Raw genomic sequence first — 14642 nt, 5'->3', positions numbered from 1 at the left:
CTTGGCGTGTTATCGACCGTAAGTCTCAACGATGTAACGTTCAAAATCGTCACACATTTGTTCGTCAGAGATGGCGTTGCTTGCCAGTTCTTTACTGCCGTCGACGACTTTAATCGTCGCGTTCAGTGAAGCAACTGGTGCTCGCTTTCGCGTCGCAAGTGAGTCTATTTTCTTCTGCTGTACTTCCCACGCTTGCTCTGGCGATAGATTACATACATCTGCCAAGTACTTAGCATTGAACCCCTCGCCAGTTAGGCTGAAAATGGTTTCGTTGTGTGACAAATGATTGCCCGCGTGCCAGTAGTGTTTTGCCAGCAGTGGGCCAATTTCTGGGTTATCCGTCAGATAGCCAAACTTCTCAAGGAAGTATGCACGGGTCTGGTACACCGCCATGTGCGCGAGTAGGTAACCTTGATACGCACAAGCTGCTTCGTCGGATAGCAAATGTGGAATCGCCATCAGTGGGCGAGGGCTGCATTCCAAACCAAGGATCTGTTTTTCACAATCGCGAGCCAGCTTAGTGATGCGCTCTGGCGTTAACTCGTCATCGCTAAGTTGATATAACGCGCGTTCAAAGTACGGCACAACCAAGATGCTACGTTCTTCATAAGCTTTGAATGGCTGACGACTGTTGATCATCGCTTGAATGATCTCATCAGTAACCGGATTCCCTTCATCATCCAGTGCGTATTGTTTTAGCCAATCGGCATCGGTTAACAGGCTGTCACAGAACATCGACTGAGTTTCTGCATAAGCCATCGACGTTGGCGCAAACTCCTGTGAAAAACAAGGCGCGTTCATTTTTACGTTCGCAAAGTGTGCTGCGTGGCCACCTTCGTGGAACAGCGTGTTAATGCCGTCGTAGCCGCTGCCCACTTGGTCTGGTTTGGCATTGCTGGTAAAGTTCACCTGCGCAGCGACCCATTCGCCTTGATTGTAGAAAGAAGGGATCGGGCCGTGGCAGAACCCGTTCGGGTACTTACCTTTGCGGTCTAACAAATCAAGCGTTAGCGTCGCGCCAGAGTAATCAATATTCAGACGACCAAACGATTCTACCCAGCGTCTCAGAGATTTTGAGAACGGCACGTATGGGTCAAGGTCACGCATGACGTCACCCGCGAACGAGTAAACAAAGTTGAAGCCTGTTAGCGCGCTTGCGCCTTTCTCTTTCGCCAAGTTTTCTAAGCTGTTTAGGTGCGCATCTCGCGTGCGTTGTTCGAAATCTTCCAAAATCTCGAATAGCTGCTCAGAGCTCATCTTTTCCGTTTTTTGCACGGAGTAATCAAAGAAGGTCGCATAACCCAGTGAGCGAGCGAACTGGTTGCGCAGTTTGATCAGTTCTATAAAGCCGTTTTGCAGTAGCCATTGTTCAAGGTTCAGCAACGCTTGGTGAGCCGATTGGCGAACTTCTTCATGATTGTTGGTGCGAATGGTTGAGCTCAATACTGGCAGTGAACCTTCCACTTGCTCGCCGTTTTCATCGGTAAACGTTTGTACGTGGTTCTGTTTTTTCTCGAAGAGCTCAGCTTCAAAGGCAATGAGCTGATTTTTCAACGCTTGTGCTTTTTCGCCCTCGATTGCGTGAGATTCAAACATCGCCAGCCAACCAGAAAGACCCGTAATGGTTTGCTGTTTCTCTTGTGGGTCGGTAATTGAGTCCGCGGCTTCAAGCTGTTGTTTGATGGCAGTAATTTGCTCGGCGTTGCTTAAAAAGCTTGTCCATGCGGTTTGTGCTTGCGTCGAGCCATCATGGTCATCGCTGATCCCCATGTAAGTTTCCCAAAAGAAATCTTCTTTGGTGCGGTGAATCGCGAGGTAACGTTGATTGAGGTCGTTGAGATAATCCGTTGCGGTCATTTTGATCCTTCAAATGGTTGGGAGTAGACCCCTAATTATTGCACGCTTGTTGATAATAAAGGAGGGACAAATTAATTTGCTGGTAGTGTACTGCGTAAACGTGATTTTACTATTTGTTTACATTTTAATGAGTTAGCAAGAGTTGTTACGCGTTCGGAGTGCGCAGTGTTAAGGCTGGCACGGGTTTTACAGTTCATCAGTTAATTAATCTGCGAGGCGCTCTCGATGATCTTTGTCATGTGTAATAATATTTCTATATCGCGGCAGTACATATGGAAACGATATGATAAATAAGACAAAAGTTACGCTATTGGCGCTAGGTACGATTTTGGTTGGATGCTCTTCTGTCACGCCGCCAAGAAATGATGCGGTTGAGAACATTCAACAAAAGTGCTCTGTAATTTTAAGCAGTGATGTTTCAGGTGAACAGCGCTGGCAGACATACAACGGCTTGCTTGTAGAATATGCTGTGCATGGAATTAAAACTCAGGCGCAGTTAGAACGCTTTGAAGCGTTTGTGCAGCGAGTACAAAATGATGAATCTGGACAGTTAGTTACCGAGCTGATTGAAGTCACCGATTGGGGATGCTCAAACGGCAATTATCTTGAAGAGATGGGCTTGTTTATTCAAGAAGTTCAAAAGTAAAAAACCGAGCGTTAAGTCGCTCGGTTTTTCTGTTTATGGAACGCTTTGTGCGCTGGCCCGTCAGGACGTTTACTCCTCTGGGTACTCGCCCATACCTTGCGTTTTACCTTCCGCTTTCCAATGTTCACCGGGGTCAAATGCTTCATCGCATAAATCTACGGTGTAGCCCATTTCTGTGATTTCCTTTAAAGTGAGATTATCTGCAATTTTTGCGACTTCACCCGATTTATTACGTAATTCCATGTTGTTTCCTCCTCTGTAGGTAGACGAGCGGTATCGATGCACAGTGACGAATGCATCGGTGACCTTTGTTCTAAGTATATAACTCTCAGCTCAAAATGAGGGTTTAATCCATTTTTATCGTGTGGTTAATTGAGTAATGCTTTGAGCTGCTTCAGTTATTTTTAACTGCATCATCGCGACAGTTGGCTATTTGTGATTTATTGAATGATTAAATTGTCAATCTGGAAAATCGAAATGGTTATTCTCGACCACTCCTTAGCACAGCAAATTGTTGATCGAACCATGTCCATCATTGGTCACAATGTGAATGTGATGAACTCAGCAGGCATCATTATTGGCAGTGGCGATCCCAAACGCGTTGGGCAAGTGCATGATGGCGCGGTATTGGCGTTGAATCACGGCGATTCGCTAGAGCTGAATGAGCAGCAATGTTTGACGTTGCAGGGTGTCAAACCCGGAATCAATATGCTGTTGAAATTGCATGGCGACGTGGTCGGTATTGTTGGTGTGACAGGCGAGCCGGAGAAAATCCGAGATTTCGCCAAACTGGTCAAAATGACCGCTGAATTGACAATCGAACAAGCCGCGCTGGTGGAAAAATTTCAGTGGGATAGACGTCATCGCGAAGAGTTTATTCTGGCTTGGATCAATGGCAAATTGACCGATGAAGAGCTGAAAGATTGGGCGATGCGTCTTTCTATCGATATTACTCAACCACGGGTGGCAACGGTGATTGAAGTCTCGACACCGTCCGCCTCAAAAAGCATGAAGAGTGTGCGCAATATTGTTGAGCTGCTTGAATACCCAGAGCGTAACAACCTGGTTGCGATTGTCTCGGTGAATGAAATTGTGGTGTTGAAACCGTGTCATTCCGCCAAGCTGTGGGATAGCCAAGTTGAAAGTGAACGCATTGATAAGTTGATGTCGCGTTTAAGTGATCACGATTCGCATACGTTTCACATTGCGCTAGGGCAGCTGTTTAATGAGCCTAAAGATGTCGCGTTGTCATACCAAAGCGCGAAGCAGGTATTAGCTATTGGCAAGCAGTTCTACCCAGAGAAACGTAAGTACCTGTTCGATGAACTTCGTTTGCCTGTGCTGTTAGCGCCGTTGGCGGATATTTGGCAAGGTGAACAAATTATTGATGGCGTGAAACGGTTGAAAGAGAAAGAAAAATCCGGGCAATTATTGAAAACCCTAGATGCGTTGTTTGAATGCAATGGCAATGTGACGGAATGCTCTAAAATGCTGTTTATTCACCGGAACACTCTGCGTTATCGGTTAGAAAAAATCACCGAGATAACGGGGCTACCAACCACCAATTTTGTGGGGTTAGCGGAGCTTTATATTGCGACTCGGCTCTCAAAAATGTCGTAATATTGTGCATCTGCACAATACGCGTCATTTTTTGACCACATCATTTGTCACTCCGCCTAAAGGAATTCGAAAGCAAACGATTAATAATTCATGCGTCCCTACATGTTGAGTGAGCCAACACGGACTCGCTCAGCAAAATAAGAATAAATGGAGTTATCATGAACCTTATATTAATCCTGCTTGGGGTGATCGCATTTATTGTGCTCACGACCACCAAATTCAAATTACATCCCTTTTTAGCGCTGATCATCGCAGCGTTCCTTGCGGCATTTGCTTACGGCTTACCGGCAGATAGCATTGCCAAAACCATTGCTTCTGGCTTTGGCGGCATCCTTGGTTACATTGGCTTGGTTATCGTTTTAGGTACCATCATCGGTGTTATTTTGGAAAAAAGTGGTGCGGCGATCACCATGGCTGATACGGTCATCAAAGTGCTGGGTGAGCGTTTCCCAACATTGACCATGAGCATCATCGGTTACATCGTTTCTGTTCCGGTATTTTGTGATTCAGGCTTTGTCATTCTGAACTCGCTCAAAGAATCACTCGCGAAGCGTTTAAAAACCTCAAGCGTTGCAATGAGTGTGGCGTTGGCAACTGGCCTATACGCAACGCACACGTTTGTGCCGCCAACTCCTGGCCCGATTGCCGCTGCGGGTAACTTAGGCCTGGAATCTAACCTTGGTTTAGTGATTGGTGTGGGTGTGTTTGTTGCAGCGGTTGCGGCACTGGCGGGTATGTTGTGGGCGAACCGATTCCAGCATGTAGAACCAGATGGCATTGAAGCCGCAGAGGAAATTCAGCAAGACTGGCAAGCACTCAAAGCGTCTTACGGCCAACTGCCAACGGCGAGCCAAGCATTCGCTCCTATTTTTGTTCCAATCTTATTGATCTGTTTTGGCTCTATCGCGAAATTCCCAAGCTTACCGCTAGGCGAAGGTTTTGTGTTTGATGTTCTGACTTTCTTAGGACAGCCACTAACGGCGTTGGTGATTGGCCTGTTCCTTTCTGTTCGCCTACTCAAATCAGACAACAAGATTGAAGAATTTGGCGAGCGAATCAGCCAAGGTATTACGGCTGCTGCGCCTATTCTTTTGATTACCGGTGCGGGTGGTGCATTTGGCGCGGTATTAAAAGCAACGCCGCTAGGTGAATACTTGGGTACGACGTTATCGGCGCTGGGCGTGGGTATTTTCATGCCATTTATCGTTGCGGCTGCGCTAAAATCGGCGCAAGGGTCGTCAACGGTTGCACTGGTGACAACATCGGCTTTGGTTGCGCCTATGCTTACGCAATTGGGGCTAGATTCAGAAATGGGCCGCGTATTAACGGTGATGGCGATCGGTGCAGGTGCGATGACGGTTTCTCATGCAAACGACAGCTTCTTCTGGGTAGTTTCGCAGTTTAGCCGAATGTCGGTGGGCTTAGCGTACCGCGCGCAAACCATGGCTACGCTCGTTCAAGGTGTCACGGCAATGGCATTGGTGTACATTTTGAGTCTCGTTCTCTTATAAGTCTCTGGAAATACGTATGAAAGTGGTAATTGCACCTGATTCATTTAAAGAAAGCTTAACCGCCAAACAAGTGAGCGAGGCGATCAAAACGGGTCTTGCTCGCGTATGGCATGATGCCGAGTTTGTTACGGTTCCGGTCGCAGACGGAGGCGAAGGCACGGTTCAATCTTTGATAGATGCAACTCAAGGCGAACAAGTCTTCACAACGGTGACCGCGCCATTAGGGAATGATGTTGAAGCGTTTTATGGCATCCTCGGTGACGGTGAAACCGCGGTTATTGAAATGGCGGAGGCCAGTGGGTTGCACCTTGTGCCGAGTGACGCTCGCGACCCAAAACTGACCAGCAGCATTGGTACCGGACAGCTGATCAAACACGCGCTAGACCGCGGTATTCAACGCTTAATCATTGGTTTGGGCGGCAGCGCTACTAATGATGGTGGCGTGGGCATGTTGACCGCGTTGGGGGTAACGTTTCTTGATGAATCTGGTCATGCAATTACCCCAAATGGAGACGGGTTAGCGGCGCTTGCCTCCATCGATATTTCTGGTCTTGACCCACGTTTAGCAACTTGTGAAGTGTTGGTAGCATGCGATGTTGATAACCCACTCTGTGGCGACAAAGGCGCGTCGGCTATCTTTGGCCCGCAAAAGGGAGCGACCGTATCAGACGTCACTCTGCTCGATAACGCATTGCGCAAGTTTGGCGAGTTGACGGAACAAGCGACGGGTAAGCATGTACTGACTCGTGGAGGGGCGGGCGCTGCTGGTGGTATGGGGGCGGCCTTGCTCGGGTACACGCCAGCACGTTTGCAACCGGGAATTGAGATTGTGCTTGAAACGGTCAAGCTTGCTCAGCATGTTGCGGATGCGGATATTGTATTCACAGGCGAGGGTCGAATCGATCATCAAACCGCACATGGCAAAACGCCGATGGGAGTTGCTCAGGTGGCCAAGCAGTTTGATTTACCAGTCATTGCATTAGCAGGCTGCGTGGGCGATAACTATCAGGCGGTCTATGAATGCGGCATTGATGCGGTGTTTGCTTGCGTGCCAAAGGCGATGAGCTTATCTGAGGCCATGAAAGAGGCCGACGTCAACGTTGCCAATTTAGCCGAAAACGTCGCGAGAATGTGGCAAATTAAGTCGCACTGAAAGCGATGACGATATGAAAAACTCCACCTTTGCGTGGAGTTTTTTTGTTACCTGTTTGCGTGTGTCGGCATAAGTTCATTTAGCAAGAGCGAGTTAACAGGCATGTTTTGCTATCAATTTTGCCAGAGTTTGCATCGCGTGACTCCAGTCGGTTTCATGACCAAAGTTTGCCACGCTGAGGCGTACGCAATGCCGATATTGCCCTTGAGTGCCAAATACGGTGCCGGGAAGTAGGCTGATTCTGCGCTTATTGCACGCTTGATACAACGCATAGCTGTCCGTGTCTTCGGGCAGGCGCAACCAAAGCAAGAACGAGCCTTGTACGGCGTTGATCTGGTATCGATTTTTTAGAGGTTCGTATTCATCCAAGTATTGATGAAGCATCTGGATAAATCGTCGCATGTTGTTTTGATAAACCCGACCCATTCGCGCAGCATGCGTTCGATACTTGCCTGACGTTAGAAACGTTGCCACGGCGGATTGCATCAGGTTCAAACTGCCCATGTTCTCACACAGTAGATATTGCTCAATTTGATCTCGATATCGCCCCGCCAACATCCAACCAATTCTCAAACGCGAATCGAGCGTTTTGGATAACGAATTCACGTAAATTACGCGTTGCTTGTCATCGAGCAATCTCAAGCTTGATAATGGTTTGTCATAACCTAACCCGCCAAACACATCGTCTTCGATAATAGGAATATTGCCAGATGCCAAGAGCAATTGCTGGCGCTTTTCTAGCGGCATCATGGCACCAGTTGGATTGGTGAAGTTTGGCGTTACGATGATCGCTTTTATGTCCCATGTCGCCATTGCTTTTGCTAAGGCTTCGGGGCACATACCGTCGCGTGGGCAACTCGGAATTTCCACCACTTTGAGGCCGAGTGATTCTAGCATCAATAAGTTGCCAAAATAGCAAGGGGACTCCACCGCGACGATATCGCCTTTTTGTGTCGTTGCGCGCAGCGCTAGGCTAATGGCTTGTTGCGCGCCGTGCGTCACCATGATCTCATCCAACTTGGCTGGCGTACCCAAATCTTGTGTGATTTTCGCCAGTTGTTTGATTAAGAGGTGATCACCGGGTGGCAATTGGTAATGGCTCGGTACATACGTTTGCTGGCGGCTGTGGCGGCCAATCTCGGCGTACAAGCTTTTGATCGCGGGGGAGTCAATGTTTGGGTGGGCTGAGCCTGCGGGCAAATGCTCTTGGTATTCAGGGTACGTGAGGATTTCTTTGCAGATCGAGAGCAAATCCACGCGAGTCGGATCCGGAATTGAGCGAGAGGTCGGCAAGGCGATTTTCACTCGATAACCCGACTTGGGAACCGAGTACACCAAGTTTTGCGCTTCCAGCTCTTGATACGCACGAATCACGGTGTTTTTGCTGACGCTTAATTCTTGGCTCAATGAGCGAATGGAGGGTAGTCGATCATCCACTTGGTAAACGCCACCATTGATGGCTTGTTTAAGGTGCTTTTCCACCACGAGGTACTTATTCCCTTCACCGTTTCCCAATAAATCTGTACCCATAAAAATACTTCCATCTGTCACTTTTTGAAAACACTGTACCTAATTACATTAACAGTATCTCAAAACATAAAACAAGCGTGAGTGAGGCGATCATGTTAATCCGAGCCATCCCTTTTGTATTTGTCATCCTTTGGGCTTCTGGATTTGTTGGTGCGCGTTTTGGTTTGCAATATGCCGAGCCAGCGACACTACTTTCTATCCGTATGGCATTCAATGTCTTACTGTTTTTGGTTCTTGTGGCGGTATTGCGTAGAAGGTTGCCGACAGGAAGCGATTTCTGGCACAGCTGTGTGGTGGGTGTGTTGATCCATGGCTTCTATTTAGGCGGCACTTATTTCGCTATTGATTTGGGTATGCCTGCAGGGCTGAGTTCGTTGTTGGTGGGCATTCAGCCGATTTTAACCGCGGCTTTGCTGGTGGTGTTTGTTCGTGAGGAATTTAAACCCTCGCAATGGCTGGGTTTGGCTCTAGGCTTTGTCGGCATCGCTATGGTGCTGATGGGAAACATGGAGTGGCAGTCTGAGCAACATAAGTTCTTAGCCATTGGAGTCTGTTTACTGTCTTTGGTTGGTATAACGTTAGGGACGCTGTATCAGAAAAAACATTGCCAACAGGTGGATATGGTTGGTGGTGCGACGGTGCAATATTTGGCCGCACTCATCATGTTTCTGCCTGTTGCGATGCAGTTTGAAACCATGCAAGTTCAGTGGGGACTGGAGTTTATTTTAACCGTGTTGTGGTTGGTCGTCGTGCTCTCTTGTGTGGCTATCCTACTGCTGCTGTACATGGTGAGAAATGGCGCGTCTTCGAGTGTGGCGTCTGTGTTTTACCTCGTGCCGCCAACAACCGCGATTCAAGCTTGGCTCGCGTTTGGTGAGTCGTTTGATTGGATGGGCATTTCTGGCTTTGCATTGGCGGCCACGGCGGTCTATCTAGTGGTTAAAAAGCCAGATCTGACGATAAAAAAATCGGTTCAAACAGAATATACCTAAATTGGGTAGGGACATTCACGTGCCAGTGAGTACAATTCTGCTTCATCTTAATCCGTGGAGCAGAGTGATGACGGCAAAGCCAGACCGAATGACCGCGATGCGTAATATCATCGAGCAAGTAAAAGCTGAACTACCGATTTACGAACCGGAAACCTTTGTGTGTGGGCCGGAAGGGCAGTGCATCGGTTGTCCAAAGAAATTATTAGAAATGGTCGATTCAGAGGTTACTTATTGGGAGTCGGCAATGGAGCGGGGTGTGATTCCGCAGTTTGATGAGATCCGTCGTTTCGGGAAGATGTGCACTAACGTACGTCGCGGACTTGTTCGTAATAACGTTCCACTACTCGGGTAATCTACTTCAGTAAATAAGTGATTGATAAATAAAGTCCTAAAATTGACACATAAATGTGTGCGTTTGCATAGTAACTTGGCGAGCGGTCTCAACTTTGGCCCATGACTCTTGTTTGTCATCTACTAGGGCTTTAAACGTTTTAAATCAGCGATATATTGGCAAGGTCTCACATGGATGTGAGGCAAACGACCATTCATTCTGCTGAGATAAAAAAGTGAGATTAAAGGGATTTACTCTGATGGAAATCACCATAGTGCTCGCCACTTTGGCTTTCATCGCTTTGGCTGCGTTGCCAACACTACTCCACATTCATCGCCAAGCCTATGCGTCGATGTTACACAGTTCCAATTCGTCATTGGGTACCGCGCTTAAATTTTTTAACGCCCGAGTGGTGATAGACAATGCTGCCGAGCAAAACCAAGTCCACTATATTGATAGGAACGTAAAAACCTTAAGTGGTATGCCAGAAGCGAGCGCCAATAGCATTGGCGCGTTATTAGAAATCGATTTGCCGCAGAGTGGCGTGTCCAAAATTGATGTTCCCTGCAAAGGCAGTGACTTTTGTATTATTGGTCAGCAACACCCAAACAGTACCCACTTTGTGTCTATTCCCGATTATCAATTTGTCGACCAGTCAGGTCTGGATCGGGTGGTGTACATTTGGCCGCAAGGGTATACCTTGGCAGAAGAGGCATGCTATTTCTATTATGTAAATCAAGCATCCACAGAGTCTATCGTCCGAGGGCACGTTACTGAGGGTTGTTAGGCGCGCTTAACATCATCTTCTGACTCATCAACACTTCGCCATTGGGGAGAGAGACTTCTCCTAGTTCACCATGGTGCTCAAATCCAAATCGTTCGTACAACGCTATCGCGGCAAGGTTTTCCTTATAAACATTAAGTACAATGGTGTCGTAACCATATTCCCAGGCACTTTTAAGTGCGACAGACAATAGCTGCTTACCTAGCCCTTTTCCTCTGAACGCTCTATCGATATGAATACCTAAAATACCTGTGCTAGTGAGTTGACCGCCTTCATAACCGCACAGTTCGGCAGGAAAAACCTCTACACTACCAATCAGAGCGTGATTGTCCAAAGCAACAAATTGAGGAATCGATTCAAGTTCTACGCGACGTAAAATATTGGTCAGGGTGTCTTTATCTGGAGCCGGACTGCGCAGGTATTTACCTTCGGCATAGACTCGGTTCCACAGTTCGGTAAAGCGCTCGATATCGCTTACCTGGATGGGTCTGATTTGCATTCATCTTCCTTGATTAGTGCAGGTTAGTGATGGTTAAGGTACAAGTTCAGATAAACAGCGAATCTGGTTCGGAATGGGATCGGCCGGCGCATTGGCTCCTGTTGGATTAAACCAAATCGTATTTACGCCAGCTTGCATTGCAGGGTAAATGTCTTTATGAGGCAAGTCGCCAACCATGGTTAACTCACTCACGTTAACCCCTAGCTGTTTTGCGATAGTAAGATAAAACTCAGGTTGGTTTTTAGCGATGCCGAGATTGGCAAAACAAAAGTAGCCATTTAAGTACTGGTCTAAGTCGACGCGGACGAATGCACGCTGAATCTCTTCCATGTTGGAATCAGACGCACTGGTCGCAATGTAAATAGCATGATTTTGGGAAAGTGTTGCCAGTGTTTCTTTGGCCAGAGGAATCGTTTCTACGTGTTCCCAATCGCACATTTTTCCTTGTGCGTGAGGGAAATCCACCATTAAGGTGTTCCCCCAATCGAAAAGATAAATCATGTTCGAATCTCCTTTATCCGCACATCATATCGTCTTTTCTAAAATCAGGGGATAAATTGCATCGATAAATGCGATTTAGGTGGCTTTAGTCGTGAAAAGCGCTTAATTGTCGTTATCGTTACAAATGTTTCAGCATAATGCGTGAGTTAGTTTTAAAACCTTGCTTGTCGTAAAACCGCTGTGCTGATTGATTGAATTCCATCACTTCTAATCGAACTTGTGTAGCATTGGCATCGCGAGCCCATTGCTCACAAGCCTCAAGCAGTTGGCGGCCGATGCCCTGCTGCTTTTGTTCTTCATTGACGACAATCGTTCCTACTCGACAAATTGGATCTTTGATCAGAAAGCTGACGGTTTCATTCTGAGTGATCATCGCGGTTAAAAAGCCGACTACCTCCTTTTCATGTTCTGCGACTAAAAACAAGCGTTCATCATTCTCGAGAGCCTGAATGAGGAACGCTCGGTCGTCTTCCGAAGGCGCTACAAAAGCTTCAGGCGCGTTGGCAAAATGCAGTGCGTTAATTTGTAGGTTTAATTCAAAAATTGCATCCAAATCGTCAGGAGTTGCTTGTCGAATGTTGACTTCCATTTTACTTACCGCCCGAAAGATCGATAAAAGAGCCTGTAACATAAGAAGCTTCATCACTGAGTAGCCAAGCGATCGCATTCGCCACTTCTTCTACCGTACCGCCCCGTTTTAGTGGAATTTGAGGGCTGAGTCTATCCACTCGGTTTGGTTCTCCACCATCGGCGTGCATATCGGTATAAATGAAACCAGGTCGAACGCCATTGACGCGAATATTTCGGTCTGCCAATTCAAGCGATAGCCCTTTGGTTAAGGTATCCATTGCGCCTTTTGATGTGGCGTAATCGACATATTCGAATGGCGCGCCTGAGCGTGATGCCCCAGAAGAAACATTCACAATTGCGCCACCAGTACTGAATCGCTTCGCCGCTTCTCTACAACAGAGAAAGCAGCTATTCACATTAGTGTTCATTACTTTCTGAAAGCGTTCCAAGCTGATTTCCGCCAACGGTGACTGAGTAAATAGAATGCCAACGTTGTTGACCAAATGGGTGACTGAGCCTAGTGCGTTTTCTGTTGCATCGAAAAGATTGAGCACTTGTTGCTCGTCCGATACATCTGCTTGAACGGCGATCGCTTTTCCGCCATTTGCTTGTATGTCTCTGATCACTTGGTGAGCTGCTTCACTTTGCGCACGGTAATTAACACACACGGCATAGCCTTGCTCGGCCAGTTTTTTCGCCGTTGCGGCTCCAATGCCTCGGCTTGCGCCAGTAACGATGACTACTTTATTCAAAATACATCCTTATTTTTGTAGCGAGTAGATTTTGTCGGCGTAACGCTTGTCGCCAATTTGGTATGCGTCAGGAATGACTTCAGATAGCTCGAATCCGCACTTCATGAGAACACGCTCTGAAGCAATATTCCCTTCAGTGACCGTAGCGGAAAAGCGGTCGATGTCATGTGTTGCTCTCGCCCAATTTAGAAGCGCTTGAAGGGTTTCTGTTCCAAACTGTCGGCCATGAAATTCAGGCAAAAGTAAGTAACCCACCTCTGCGTTACCTTCTTCAATGGCAAGGCCAGTGACGCCAATCGGTTGTTCAGATTGCTTATCGAGTATGACGAGGCAAAGCCAGTGCTGACTGTCTGGTGTCCATGGTAATAATCGCGAAGCAAATTTTTCTTTTATTTGTTTTTCGCTCGGGCGATCAAAACAGAGCTCAATGATCTCTGGTTCGGAATGTAATCGCTGAAATAGTTCCCAATCGCTGGCTTCGATAGGTCTTAATCGGCTTCGGTGAGTCTCAATATAAACTGACATGCGTGTCCTTACAGCATTTATGTAGAGAGCCAGTTTCTCATCCTCTTATCTCTTTAATCAAACGGTTGCACTTACAAAAGTGATTTGTGTGGTGAATGTCTAGTTGGGGAATGAATTCTTACTGAATATTCATTTGTGGGATGAAAATAACGAAATTTCATACTTGAGACACATAGAGCAACACGGAAATGATGTGGATCAAGAGAGAACTACCCATAAAGTAGTATTTTGCGATCTATAATTACATTTTATTTGGAAGTGTTGCTAATTATGTCAATAAAAAAACGATATGTTGCACTGCTGGTTGCTGCCGGCATTGGTGTGGGCTGGTTAACATTAGGTGGTACTGCAGCGGTAATGCATTACACCTCTGATACTGAGTTCTGTCTCTCGTGCCACTCTATGGAAATCCCTTACAAAGAGTACCAAGGCTCAGTGCACTTCAGTAATGCGAAAGGCATTCGTGCCGAGTGTTCTGATTGCCACATCCCACAAGAACCGATGGACTACCTGATCACGAAGATTCGTGCATCGAAAGACATCTACCATGAGTTCGTGACTGGCAAGATCGACACGCCAGAAAAATACGAAGCGCACCGCAAAGAGCTTGCGGAGATGGTGTGGGAGCAGTTCCGTGAAAACGACTCTGCAACGTGCCGTTCTTGCCACGACTTTGACGCGATGGAAGAATTTGAGCAATCTCGCGATGCAGCGAAAATGCACGAGTACGCAAAAGCGAACGATCAAACGTGTATCGATTGTCACAAAGGCGTTGCTCACTTTGCACCAGAAGCTGAGCTAGACAGCAAGGCATTTGAAACGTTGATGAGCTTCACCACAAAAACATCACCTGGTGCCAGAGTCGTTTATCCTGTGACTGAAATCGCAATGGGTGAGATGGGTAAAATTAACCCAACGACGAAGTTAGAAGTAATCAGCTCTGAAGGTGATGAGCGTACTGTTAAGTTGGACGCATTCCAAATGAAAGGCGCAGAGCAAGTGCTGTACATGGGTGAAGGTCAACGTGCCATCGTAGCAACGCTAACCGAGCAAGGTCAGCAAGCTCTTGAGGGCGGTGAGTTTAAGGCCGACGTTTACGGCAACGAATGGCGCGCAGTGTCACTAACAGGCACGATCGATTCTCCTGTTGTGGATACGCTTGACCCAGTTTGGTCATACGCAGAAGAGCTAGACAACGTTTATTGTGCAACTTGTCACGCGAAAATTCCTTCAAATCACTTCACAGTGAACGCATGGGGACCAGTGGCGAAGAGTATGGGTGATCGAACAGACATCACTGCCGAAAACCTAGAAATTCTTACTAAGTTCTTCCAGCACCACGCGAAAGATGTGGTTGGTCACTAACGATAA

Annotated in this window: 16 protein-coding genes; 8 read left to right on the top strand and 8 right to left on the bottom strand. The window is 47.1% G+C overall.

Annotated elements, in window-relative coordinates; translation table 11 throughout:
• Positions 1–9: 9 nt before the first annotated feature.
• A complete protein-coding gene (locus NL644_RS00150) occupies positions 10–1857 on the bottom strand; it encodes a M3 family metallopeptidase (protein WP_114322643.1) in 1848 nt (615 codons plus the stop codon).
• A gap of 283 nt (positions 1858–2140) precedes the next feature.
• Here NL644_RS00150 and NL644_RS00145 point away from each other — a divergent pair, with 283 nt between their 5' ends.
• On the top strand, positions 2141–2503 hold the full coding sequence (locus NL644_RS00145; RefSeq protein ID WP_047009761.1) for a hypothetical protein: 363 nt from the start codon (positions 2141–2143) through the stop codon (positions 2501–2503).
• A 69-nt stretch (positions 2504–2572) separates the two neighbouring features.
• On the opposite strand, the gene NL644_RS00140 is transcribed toward NL644_RS00145, so the two are convergent.
• A complete protein-coding gene (locus NL644_RS00140; protein WP_005391896.1) occupies positions 2573–2746 on the bottom strand; it encodes a hypothetical protein in 174 nt (57 codons plus the stop codon).
• A 234-nt stretch (positions 2747–2980) separates the two neighbouring features.
• On the opposite strand from NL644_RS00140, the gene NL644_RS00135 reads away from it, so the two are divergent.
• The 3 genes from NL644_RS00135 (at position 2981) to NL644_RS00125 (ending at position 6787) form a co-directional block, all read left to right on the top strand.
• Positions 2981–4123 (top strand): sugar diacid recognition domain-containing protein, encoded by a 1143-nt coding sequence (locus NL644_RS00135; RefSeq protein ID WP_114322642.1) that lies wholly within the window; start codon positions 2981–2983, stop codon positions 4121–4123.
• 158 nt (positions 4124–4281) lie between these two features.
• Entirely contained in the window at positions 4282–5634 is a 1353-nt protein-coding gene (locus tag NL644_RS00130) for a GntP family permease (RefSeq protein ID WP_048625544.1), read from the top strand.
• A gap of 16 nt (positions 5635–5650) precedes the next feature.
• Positions 5651–6787, top strand: coding sequence for a glycerate kinase (locus NL644_RS00125; protein ID WP_114322641.1), 1137 nt, complete (start codon positions 5651–5653; stop codon positions 6785–6787).
• A gap of 93 nt (positions 6788–6880) precedes the next feature.
• Here the strand turns inward: NL644_RS00125 and NL644_RS00120 are convergent, their stop codons facing one another.
• Positions 6881–8317: a PLP-dependent aminotransferase family protein gene (locus tag NL644_RS00120; RefSeq protein WP_253657856.1), complete on the bottom strand. Its 1437-nt coding sequence runs from the start codon at positions 8315–8317 to the stop codon at positions 6881–6883.
• A gap of 92 nt (positions 8318–8409) precedes the next feature.
• Between NL644_RS00120 and NL644_RS00115 the strand changes: the two genes are divergently transcribed.
• From NL644_RS00115 to NL644_RS00105, 3 genes are all read left to right on the top strand, one after another.
• Positions 8410–9309: a DMT family transporter gene (locus NL644_RS00115; RefSeq protein WP_253657855.1), complete on the top strand. Its 900-nt coding sequence runs from the start codon at positions 8410–8412 to the stop codon at positions 9307–9309.
• A gap of 67 nt (positions 9310–9376) precedes the next feature.
• Positions 9377–9661 carry a hypothetical protein gene (locus NL644_RS00110; protein ID WP_046875577.1) on the top strand — a complete coding sequence of 95 codons (285 nt, stop codon included), beginning with the start codon at positions 9377–9379 and terminating at the stop codon, positions 9659–9661.
• Between the two features lie 238 nt (positions 9662–9899).
• Positions 9900–10427 carry a hypothetical protein gene (locus NL644_RS00105; protein ID WP_005391876.1) on the top strand — a complete coding sequence of 176 codons (528 nt, stop codon included), beginning with the start codon at positions 9900–9902 and terminating at the stop codon, positions 10425–10427.
• On the opposite strand, the gene NL644_RS00100 is transcribed toward NL644_RS00105, so the two are convergent.
• The 5 genes from NL644_RS00100 to NL644_RS00080 all read right to left on the bottom strand — a co-directional run bounded on the left by NL644_RS00100 (position 10411) and on the right by NL644_RS00080 (position 13271).
• Positions 10411–10923: a GNAT family N-acetyltransferase gene (locus NL644_RS00100; RefSeq protein ID WP_006740990.1), complete on the bottom strand. Its 513-nt coding sequence runs from the start codon at positions 10921–10923 to the stop codon at positions 10411–10413. The two genes, NL644_RS00105 and NL644_RS00100, sit on opposite strands and share 17 nt — an antisense overlap.
• A gap of 33 nt (positions 10924–10956) precedes the next feature.
• Entirely contained in the window at positions 10957–11424 is a 468-nt protein-coding gene (locus NL644_RS00095; RefSeq protein ID WP_006740991.1) for an HAD family hydrolase, read from the bottom strand.
• 118 nt (positions 11425–11542) lie between these two features.
• Positions 11543–12013, bottom strand: coding sequence for a GNAT family N-acetyltransferase (locus tag NL644_RS00090; protein WP_006740992.1), 471 nt, complete (start codon positions 12011–12013; stop codon positions 11543–11545).
• 1 nt (position 12014) lies between these two features.
• Complete coding sequence (locus NL644_RS00085) at positions 12015–12746, bottom strand: glucose 1-dehydrogenase (protein ID WP_047009769.1); 732 nt, start codon at positions 12744–12746, stop codon at positions 12015–12017.
• 9 nt (positions 12747–12755) lie between these two features.
• Entirely contained in the window at positions 12756–13271 is a 516-nt protein-coding gene (locus NL644_RS00080; RefSeq protein WP_047009770.1) for a GNAT family N-acetyltransferase, read from the bottom strand.
• Between the two features lie 270 nt (positions 13272–13541).
• Here NL644_RS00080 and NL644_RS00075 point away from each other — a divergent pair, with 270 nt between their 5' ends.
• Positions 13542–14636: a NapC/NirT family cytochrome c gene (locus NL644_RS00075; RefSeq protein WP_085344579.1), complete on the top strand. Its 1095-nt coding sequence runs from the start codon at positions 13542–13544 to the stop codon at positions 14634–14636.
• Positions 14637–14642 lie beyond the last annotated feature (6 nt).

It is taken from the genome of Vibrio sp. Y10_XG_PY6 (genome assembly GCF_024181795.1).
Classification (GTDB): domain Bacteria; phylum Pseudomonadota; class Gammaproteobacteria; order Enterobacterales; family Vibrionaceae; genus Vibrio; species Vibrio diabolicus.
The sequence above is the reverse complement of the archived record's forward strand: the minus strand, read 5'-3'. Positions and strand labels throughout refer to the sequence as shown.

Bases quoted from the DNA above. Each gene is read 5' to 3' on its own strand.
- NL644_RS00150 (WP_114322643.1), bottom strand. From the start codon at position 1,857: ATGACCGCAACGGATTATCTCAACGACCTCAATCAACGTTACCTCGCG.
- NL644_RS00145 (WP_047009761.1), top strand. From the start codon at position 2,141: ATGATAAATAAGACAAAAGTTACGCTATTGGCGCTAGGTACGATTTTG.
- NL644_RS00140 (WP_005391896.1), bottom strand. From the start codon at position 2,746: ATGGAATTACGTAATAAATCGGGTGAAGTCGCAAAAATTGCAGATAAT.
- NL644_RS00135 (WP_114322642.1), top strand. From the start codon at position 2,981: ATGGTTATTCTCGACCACTCCTTAGCACAGCAAATTGTTGATCGAACC.
- NL644_RS00130 (WP_048625544.1), top strand. From the start codon at position 4,282: ATGAACCTTATATTAATCCTGCTTGGGGTGATCGCATTTATTGTGCTC.
- NL644_RS00125 (WP_114322641.1), top strand. From the start codon at position 5,651: ATGAAAGTGGTAATTGCACCTGATTCATTTAAAGAAAGCTTAACCGCC.
- NL644_RS00120 (WP_253657856.1), bottom strand. From the start codon at position 8,317: ATGGGTACAGATTTATTGGGAAACGGTGAAGGGAATAAGTACCTCGTG.
- NL644_RS00115 (WP_253657855.1), top strand. From the start codon at position 8,410: ATGTTAATCCGAGCCATCCCTTTTGTATTTGTCATCCTTTGGGCTTCT.
- NL644_RS00110 (WP_046875577.1), top strand. From the start codon at position 9,377: ATGACGGCAAAGCCAGACCGAATGACCGCGATGCGTAATATCATCGAG.
- NL644_RS00105 (WP_005391876.1), top strand. From the start codon at position 9,900: ATGGAAATCACCATAGTGCTCGCCACTTTGGCTTTCATCGCTTTGGCT.
- NL644_RS00100 (WP_006740990.1), bottom strand. From the start codon at position 10,923: ATGCAAATCAGACCCATCCAGGTAAGCGATATCGAGCGCTTTACCGAA.
- NL644_RS00095 (WP_006740991.1), bottom strand. From the start codon at position 11,424: ATGATTTATCTTTTCGATTGGGGGAACACCTTAATGGTGGATTTCCCT.
- NL644_RS00090 (WP_006740992.1), bottom strand. From the start codon at position 12,013: ATGGAAGTCAACATTCGACAAGCAACTCCTGACGATTTGGATGCAATT.
- NL644_RS00080 (WP_047009770.1), bottom strand. From the start codon at position 13,271: ATGTCAGTTTATATTGAGACTCACCGAAGCCGATTAAGACCTATCGAA.
- NL644_RS00075 (WP_085344579.1), top strand. From the start codon at position 13,542: ATGTCAATAAAAAAACGATATGTTGCACTGCTGGTTGCTGCCGGCATT.